A 7912-nucleotide genomic window follows, 5' to 3' on the forward strand; every position below is an offset into this window, starting at 1 on the left:
GACGTGCCGTATCTTCCGCCCGCCTTGTTGAAAGACGCCCGGGGGACCTTCATCCTGCACGGGCGCGGTGTTTATCTGCTTCCACATTGCCGCCAAACGCACTAGGCAACGCTATCTTTGCTGTTGTGGGGCATATCATGGCGCTAAAATCGACCATCTACAAAGTTGAACTGTCCGTCTCTGATATGGATCGCCATTATTACGAGACCCACAAGCTGACCATTGCCAAACACCCGTCTGAGACGGATGAGCGGTTGATGGTGCGCATCCTTGCATTTGCGCTGAATGCGCACGAGCAACTGGAAATGACAAAGGGGCTGTCAACGGATGATGAACCCGACATTTGGCAAAAAAGCCTAAGCGGAGAACTTGAGTTGTGGGTCGCTTTAGGGCTGCCGAGTGACAAAGTTGTGCGTCAATCTTGCGGCAAAGCGGACAAGGTCATTGTCTATCCCTATGGCGGCAGAACGGCCGAGATGTGGTGGGACAAGATCAAAGACAGCACCACCCGCTTTGGCAATCTAGAGGTCACAAGTTTGCCCGAAAGCGACACGTTAGAACTGGCAAAATTGGCCAGTCGCGCGATGAAGCTTCAGGTCAACATTCAGGATGGGGACGTGATGGTCAGCGTGGATGACAGCATCGTTTACCTGACGCCTGTGATTTGGAAAAACGCTGATCAGTGATTGGGGCAATCGCCGGCGCGCATTGATAGGGGTGCACGCTGGGGCGCGCTTGTTAGTCCGACAGCGCAGGAATGTCCATTTCAGCCAATAGGTTGGCCCATTGGGCACCGTGCATGTCGCGGTCGTCTCGGGTGCCTTGGATCGTGGGCCGCGGCACTGAAATTTTGACGACATCCAGATCCGCAATATCAAAGCGTTTCAGCTGCGCGACAGGCGTTGCCAGCAGTTCGGCGATTTTGGCGTCATCAAGGTGCCGCGTGATATGTGCAAAGCGTGCGGGCGCGCCGCAAAAGATGTCGATGGTCAGCCAAAAGGGCCCGGCATTTTTTGATCTGACTTTGTCAGCGATCTGTCCTAGTTCAGGCATGGGCCACCTCGTGCGTCTCTAACTTAAATGCCGCCATCGGATCGTCCAAGGTCAGAATATGGTGCAGACAGAATTCATAAATCGCCCCACGCGCCATTTCGGGGGGCGAGAACGGAAAGGCAAAGGTCGGCATCGGCTCGTCTTCCTCTAGGGGGTGATGCAGCAGATAGGGGTTCAGCATTTTGTTGATTTCAAGGGCAAGGTCTGCGCTTGGGGCTGTCACCACGCCCATGACGCCGACCTCGTGCGGGGACGACGTTTGTGTTTCCAGTGCACCCAGCACGGCGTTGACACCAATCAGGCGCAGGTCGATCTGAAAGTCGGCGGGGTCCAGCCCCATCCGGTCAACGACTTTGGCGCGACATTTGGCGGTGATATCGTCAGCCCAGCTTTGCGCGTTTTCCACATAGCGCCGCTCGCGCAGCATGGCGATACTGACGCTTTGATAACCCGCAACCCGCGCGCCTTCGATCTTGACTGTGTAGGGGCCGGGCACCCAGATCGATCCTTCGACCCGAACAGAACGCGCATCAAGCGCGGCATAGGTCGCATGCGTCACGTCCAGATGACCGCCCGGTTCATAAAGCTCAAACGGGTCAGAATTTTCATAGAGCATATGCGCCGAAACGCTGCCCGGTGTGGCATAGGTGTTTGCCGCAAGGGGTTCGATCGTAAAGCCGGTCTTGTCAAAATCGATCTGAATCACGCCAGTGTTGGGCCGGCTGGTGGCAAGAGCGCCGCATTCCCCGACTTTGGCGCCGTGCCAAGCGGCCCCTGGATGATCGCCGCGCAGCAAGGGCAGGGCGGCAATGGTGGCGGTGTCAGTTGCGCGCCCGGCGATGATCACGTCGGCCCCGGTTTTCAACGCGGCTTGGATTTGTTCGGCCCCAGCAAGGGCGACGATATTGGTACAGCTTTCGATGATCTGTGCGTCGATGTCGGGCGCGGCGGGCAAAGGCTGCAATGTGCCGCCATGCAAGGCGCGCGCGATGTCTTTTGGCGCTTGCCCCGAATACAGCAAAGCGATTTTTAAGGTCAGCCCTTCGGCCTTGGCGATCTGTTTTGTCAGATCAAACAACCAATCCACAGTGCTGTCGGCCCCGCATGTCCCGGCGGTGCCGATCACCAAGGGCACGCCCGCTTGCGCGCGCGCCAACAACAAGGCGCGCCATTCCACCCGTGTAGATGCGGCGGAATATTTCGACACTCCTTGCCCTAAATACGCAGGCCCGCTGTCGGTCGACCCACCGTCAATGGCAATGATATCCGGCCTGTTTGCGATGCCTCGCATCAAAGCATCGTGGTCAAATCCCAACCCAAGAGCCCCCGATGGGATCAACACGCGTGTCATAAGCTATTTCGCCTTTGAAGCCTTTGAATTCGCCGAAGGTGCTTAAGAATTCTTGCAAATGCGCACCAATCGCGACAAGCTTGATGCAGTTTACGTACAGAGTAAACGGTTTAGGCGGAGACAACCGCTTGGACAAACCTGGGAGGAACTATGAAACAACGTCTTTTTAAGGCGCTTTTGACGAGCGCAGTCGTTGCCGTTTCGGCGACAACACTCACAACAACCACAGCCAGCGCGGCCGAATGCATCGCGCCTGCCAACCCCGGTGGTGGCTGGGATTTCACATGCCGTCAGATCGGTAAAATTTTGTTTGATATCGGTGCAGTCGACAAGCCTGTGCAAGTAACCAACATGCCCGGTGCAGGTGGTGGTTTGGCCTATGGCAACGTCGTCAATGAACGCAGCGACGATGCCGATCTGATCGTGGCCGCATCAAGCGCGACAACCACGCGTCTGGCCCAAAACGCCTATGCTGGCATGACCGCAGACCAAGTGCGCTTTGTCGGTGCTATCGGTGCCGACCCCGGCGTGATCGTTGTGGCTGCAGACAGCCCGTTCCAGACCCTTGGTGACATGGTCGACGCGATCAAATCTGATCCCGGTTCGGTTGCCTTTGCAGGTGGTTCGGCTGTGGGTGGGTTTGACCACCTCAAACCACTTATGATCTTGAAAGAAGGTGGTTTCACCGACATCACAAAGGTCAAATATATCGGCGTTGACGGTGGTGCAGACGCGATCACGCAAACAGTCGGTGGCTTTACCCAAGCGATGACGGGCGACATGTCTGAAGTCGTCAGCTTTTTGGCCAATGGTGACATCCGCGTTCTGGCAGTTCTGACAGATGAACGCGTGCCGGGCTTTGACGACATCGCAACAGCCACCGAACAGGGCTTTCCTGTTGTCGCGGTGAACTGGCGTGGTCTGTACGTGCCCAAAGGTATCTCGGACGCCAAGTTCGACGAATGGGCCGGTAAGCTGCAACAGGTGGCCGACAGCCCTGAATGGGCTGAAGCCATGGCCGCAAACGGTCTGGCCCCGTTCACACGGGTTGGCGGCGACTTCCAATCTTATGTCGACGGTCTGGTTGCTGACATTGCAACCATGTCCAAAGAGCTTGGGGTCACTCAGTAATGCCATCAGACCGTATTTTCGGTCTGGTCACTCTGATCACGGCAGTCGCGTATATCGCGGCTGCCACTCAGATTCAGACAAATTTCTTTTCCGGTGAATTCCTGCCCAAACTGTTCCCGTTGCTGATTGGGGCAGTGGCGGCGTTGGCATCGCTGGTTTTGGTGTTCAAACCCGATCCTGACCCTGAATGGCCCGATGGGCGCACATGGGGGAACTTGGCAATCGCGGTTGTTGTACTTGCCTTTTATTCGGTGCTGATGGCGCCCTTGGGCTTTATCTTGCCCACGGCCGTTGCTGCGACGATCCTAAGCTATCAGATTTCACCGAATGCCAAAAAGGCAATCATGGCCGGCATTGGTTTGTCGCTTGGGCTGTTTGTGGTGTTCAAGTTCATTCTGATGCTGGGCAATGTTGTGGCCTATCGCATTCCGACACCCGCAAAGCTGTGGGAAGCGATTTCAATCCTCATTCCATTTGTAGGGCACTGATCTATGGACACGCTTGCAAACCTCGCCCTTGGCTTTTCGGTTGCCTTATCGCCCTACACGCTGATGCTGGCGGTGATCGGGTGCTTTATCGGCACCATTATCGGGGCGCTGCCGGGCCTCGGCCCGTCGAACGGCGTTGCGATCCTTATTCCCATTTCCTTTGCCCTTGGCCTTGATGCCACAGCGGCGCTGGTTTTGATGACGTCCGTCTATTACGGCGCGATGTATGGGGGGCGGATCAGCTCGATCTTGCTGAATATCCCCGGTGATGAACCGGCGTTGATGACAACGCTTGATGGCTATCCGATGGCGAAACGGGGCGAGGCGGGCAATGCGCTGGTGCTGTCGGGGGCGGCATCCTTTGTAGGCGCGCTGTTGGCGACGATAGGCTTGATTCTGTTGGCGCCCGTGCTGGCACGCGTGGCCTTTCTGTTTGGCCCAGCCGAATATTTTGCGCTGTACCTGCTGGCGTTTTGTACGCTCGGGGGAATGGCCTCCAATAACCAAGCCAAGTCCGCCATTGCCGCGTGCATTGGCCTTGGCATCGCGATGATCGGGGTGGACCAATCTTCGGGGTTGCCGCGCCTGACGGGGGGAAACCTGCACTTATACGACGGGGTCGATTTCCTTGTGGCCATTGTCGGGTTGTTCGCGATCGCCGAGCTGTTCTTTTTCATCGAAAAACACGGCAAGGGATCGTCGATTGGCGTTGTACTTGAAAAAGTGACGATCCCTTGGAAATACATCAAGGAAACGGTTCCGACGATGCTGCGCGCCTCTGGCGTTGGGTTTATCGCAGGTGTGCTGCCGGGGGCAGGGGCGTCGCTGGGGTCGTTCCTTGCCTACATGACTGAAAAATCCATCGCCGGTAAGGACGGTGGATTTGGCACAGGGGTGCCCAAAGGCATCGCCGCACCGGAGGCGGGGAATAACGCGGCGGCTGGCGGGGCCTTGGTTCCGATGCTGACGCTGGGTGTGCCCGGCTCAGGCACCACGGCCGTCTTGCTGGCGTTGCTGATGACTTTAAACATCACACCGGGGCCCACATTGTTTCGCGATAACCCGGATGTTGTCTGGGGGTTGATCGCATCGCTGTTGATCGCCAACGTGGTCTTGTTGGTCATGAACGTGCCGATGGTGAAGATCTTTGTGAAAATCCTACAGGTGCCTGCGTGGATCCTGTTGCCCGGCGTTACGATGATTTCAACGACCGGGATTTTCGCACTCACGGGCAGCTATTTCGATCTGTTGATGCTGGTTGGCTTTGGTATTCTTGGCTATTTCCTGCGCAAGCTCGATGTGCCGACGGTGCCGGTGATCCTTGGCATCCTGCTGGGGGGTAACATGGAGGACGCGTTGCGACGCGCCATGACCCTGTCGGATGGTGATCCGACTTACCTTTTCTCAAGCCCTATTGCGATTGGATTGTGGGTGGCAGCCATTGCCGGGTTTGTGGCACCCATGTTCCTGCGCGGGATTTTGAAAAAGCCTGACGCCGTAAAGGACTAAGTGCGGTGATATAATGGGTGCGGTTTAAGTTTGTGCCGCATGGTCAGTGGAAGAGGCGGCGCGATGGCCGCCCCTTGCTGGCGTTGTTATTCAGCTTTCATTTCGGTCGCGATATCGAACGACAAAACGCCGACAGGGACAGCAAAGCCAAATGGGGCTGTGTCGATTTCAGCTTTGGCGTGGAAGCCCAACCATTCACCGTTGTAGTAGTCAAAGAATTGCGCGGTGGGGTGCGCTCCTTGGTGAATCAGCTCGACTTTCAAGGTGGCAGGAACCGTCACACCACGCAACGTGACTTCGCCTTCGACATCGGCGGTGCTGTCACCGATTTGGTTGACTGAGGTTGAAACGAAACGGATCGATGGGTAGTCCTCCACTTTCAAAAAATCCCCGCTTTTTACGTGTTTGTCCAATGGTTCGAACCCTGTGGACACAGATGCGGCGTCGATCGTCACATCTAGCTTGGCGGAGCTAAGGTCAGCGGTGTCTATGGACAACACGCCTTCTGCTTCGTCGAACTCGCCGTGTTGGGTGCTGACACCCACGTGGTTCCATCCAAAGCGAACCTCGGTGTGGCCTGCGTCGGTTTTATATGTTTGGGTTTCGGCGAAAGCAGGCAAGGCAAGCGTGGCCAAAAGGATTGGCGTGATGAGGGTACGCATGTTGATCTCCGGACAAAGTTATTTGATGGCGCCAACTAAAGGGTCGGTGATCGCCCGATTGCTAGGGTAAAAAAGGGCAATCACGTTGACGTGACAAAATCCGTGAGCGGGAGCATACCTGAGCCACATCCCGATCCGGCTTTTGTCGCGATATGGAATGTTTTAAACGCGCATTCCCGTGGCGCTGATGCTGCGCTTAGACAAGTAAGGCCATTTGGCGAGCCTATGGGACCAAACTTGAAAAAAGGCCTTGTTCCACTTGCGCAACTCCCCGATCCAGAGGCAATCGTCAAAGCGTTGGAAAAAGTTGTCGATCCATCTTTGGTTTGGCGGCGGCAAAATTGACCACGTGCGGCCTAAGGTGGTTGGATGGCACTCGGAAGGGGTTTAACTTTGTTATCGGCTTCTGAAATGGGTACGAGCCGTAAAACCATCTGCAATCAGGGCGCATGCGTAATGACCGGACCGATTGGCCAAGACTGCCCCTTGTGTAAGCCGCGACATCAGGTTTTGATTTCCAAGGTGCCGCTCGCGGCCCTCTGAATGAATGGCGAGCACGCGGTCATTTTGATCTTCAGGACTGTCTTAAAACACCTTGAATGTCATCGTGGTCATCGACCGCTCAATTCCGTCGATATCTAGCAGGTGCTCGTTGATGAACTTGCCCACATCCTGATCGGCAGGCACATAAAGCTTCATCAGCAAGTCATAGTCACCCGAGGTCGAATACAGCTCAGAATGGATTTCGCGCAAGGCGATCTGTTCGGCGACATCATAGGTGGTACCGGGACGGCAACGGATTTGGACAAAAACGCATGTGGACATCTCTAGGCGGCCTTTCGCATGGGGTGCCGATTTAGTGACATGTTCACCCGGCAAGGCGCAAGGGTGCGCGCACAGGTCTTGGCGTCCTGCACGCCCACCCCTATAGAGACCACAACATGTTTTTGTGAAAGGCAGCCCATGCGCCGCGCGACCCTGACCCGCACCACAGCCGAGACCGACATCTCGGTCGAATTGAACCTTGATGGCACTGGTATCTATGACAACCAGACTGGCGTTGGTTTTTTTGACCACATGCTGGATCAGCTTGCACGCCATGCGTTGATCGACATGACGGTGCGCTGCAAGGGTGATTTGCACATCGATGATCACCACACGGTCGAAGACGTGGGCATTGCCATCGGTCAGGCGCTGGCCAGTGCTGTTGGTGACAAAAAAGGCATCCAGCGGTATGGGTCATTTTTGTTGGCAATGGATGATGCCCTTGTGCGCTGTGCTTTGGATCTGTCGGGACGCCCGTTTCTTGTGTGGAATGTGGATTTGCCGACGCCCAAAATTGGTACCTTCGATACGGAACTTGTGCGCGAATTCTTTCAAGCGCTGTCGACGCACGGGGGCATCACGCTGCATGTGGATATGCTGCACGGGATAAACAGCCACCACATCGCCGAGGCCGCGTTTAAATCCGTCGCGCGCAGCTTGCGTTTGGCTCTGGAAGTCGACCCGCGCATGGCCAACGCCATCCCGTCGACAAAGGGTGCGCTATGAGCCTGACGGCCCTGATCGATTACGAAAGCGGCAACCTGCATTCGGCGGAAAAAGCGTTTCAAAAGATGGCCACGGACGTGGGCGCAGGCACGGTCGTTGTGACATCCGACGCCGATGTGGTGGCGCGCGCTGACCGGATCGTATTACCCGGCGACGGCGCATTCCCT

10 protein-coding genes and 1 pseudogene are annotated in these 7912 nt (G+C 56.2%); 7 read left to right on the forward strand and 4 right to left on the reverse strand.

What is annotated here, in order from left to right:
* Positions 1-137: 137 nt before the first annotated feature.
* Positions 138-686, forward strand: coding sequence for a YaeQ family protein (locus ABJF76_RS04505; RefSeq protein WP_413821210.1), 549 nt, complete (start codon positions 138-140; stop codon positions 684-686).
* Positions 687-738: 52 nt separating this feature from the next.
* On the opposite strand, the gene ABJF76_RS04510 is transcribed toward ABJF76_RS04505, so the two are convergent.
* Both ABJF76_RS04510 and ABJF76_RS04515 read right to left on the reverse strand, forming a co-directional pair.
* Entirely contained in the window at positions 739-1053 is a 315-nt protein-coding gene (locus ABJF76_RS04510) for a DUF4387 family protein (RefSeq protein ID WP_413821211.1), read from the reverse strand.
* Positions 1046-2404: an acyclic terpene utilization AtuA family protein gene (locus ABJF76_RS04515; protein WP_413821212.1), complete on the reverse strand. Its 1359-nt coding sequence runs from the start codon at positions 2402-2404 to the stop codon at positions 1046-1048. The genes ABJF76_RS04510 and ABJF76_RS04515 overlap by 8 nt, the downstream gene beginning before the upstream one ends.
* Positions 2405-2554: 150 nt before the next feature.
* Here ABJF76_RS04515 and ABJF76_RS04520 point away from each other — a divergent pair, with 150 nt between their 5' ends.
* Genes ABJF76_RS04520 through ABJF76_RS04530 form a run of 3 tightly spaced genes read left to right on the forward strand, consistent with a single transcriptional unit; the run spans position 2555 to position 5532 of the window.
* Positions 2555-3535 (forward strand): Bug family tripartite tricarboxylate transporter substrate binding protein, encoded by a 981-nt coding sequence (locus ABJF76_RS04520; RefSeq protein WP_413821213.1) that lies wholly within the window; start codon positions 2555-2557, stop codon positions 3533-3535.
* The gene (locus ABJF76_RS04525; RefSeq protein ID WP_413821214.1) at positions 3535-4023 is read left to right on the forward strand and encodes a tripartite tricarboxylate transporter TctB family protein; all 489 of its coding nucleotides are present in this window, start codon (positions 3535-3537) and stop codon (positions 4021-4023) included. The genes ABJF76_RS04520 and ABJF76_RS04525 overlap by 1 nt, the downstream gene beginning before the upstream one ends.
* Positions 4024-4026: 3 nt before the next feature.
* The gene (locus ABJF76_RS04530) at positions 4027-5532 is read left to right on the forward strand and encodes a tripartite tricarboxylate transporter permease (protein ID WP_413821215.1); all 1506 of its coding nucleotides are present in this window, start codon (positions 4027-4029) and stop codon (positions 5530-5532) included.
* Positions 5533-5618: 86 nt separating this feature from the next.
* On the opposite strand, the gene ABJF76_RS04535 is transcribed toward ABJF76_RS04530, so the two are convergent.
* A complete protein-coding gene (locus ABJF76_RS04535; RefSeq protein WP_413821216.1) occupies positions 5619-6194 on the reverse strand; it encodes a YceI family protein in 576 nt (191 codons plus the stop codon).
* A 90-nt stretch (positions 6195-6284) separates the two neighbouring features.
* Between ABJF76_RS04535 and ABJF76_RS04540 the strand changes: the two genes are divergently transcribed.
* Complete coding sequence (locus ABJF76_RS04540; protein WP_413821217.1) at positions 6285-6539, forward strand: hypothetical protein; 255 nt, start codon at positions 6285-6287, stop codon at positions 6537-6539.
* Between the two features lie 240 nt (positions 6540-6779).
* Here the strand turns inward: ABJF76_RS04540 and ABJF76_RS04545 are convergent, their stop codons facing one another.
* The gene (locus tag ABJF76_RS04545; RefSeq protein ID WP_413821218.1) at positions 6780-7019 is read right to left on the reverse strand and encodes an Lrp/AsnC family transcriptional regulator; all 240 of its coding nucleotides are present in this window, start codon (positions 7017-7019) and stop codon (positions 6780-6782) included.
* Positions 7020-7157: 138 nt separating this feature from the next.
* Here ABJF76_RS04545 and hisB point away from each other — a divergent pair, with 138 nt between their 5' ends.
* Both hisB and ABJF76_RS04555 read left to right on the forward strand, forming a co-directional pair.
* The gene (hisB, locus tag ABJF76_RS04550) at positions 7158-7745 is read left to right on the forward strand and encodes an imidazoleglycerol-phosphate dehydratase HisB (RefSeq protein ID WP_413821219.1); all 588 of its coding nucleotides are present in this window, start codon (positions 7158-7160) and stop codon (positions 7743-7745) included.
* A pseudogene (locus ABJF76_RS04555) lies at positions 7742-7912 on the forward strand (imidazole glycerol phosphate synthase subunit HisH); the annotation flags it as partial. The gene hisB and the pseudogene ABJF76_RS04555, both read left to right, overlap by 4 nt.

The sequence above is a fragment of the Tateyamaria sp. genome, assembly GCF_039940735.1.
Lineage (GTDB): Bacteria > Pseudomonadota > Alphaproteobacteria > Rhodobacterales > Rhodobacteraceae > Tateyamaria.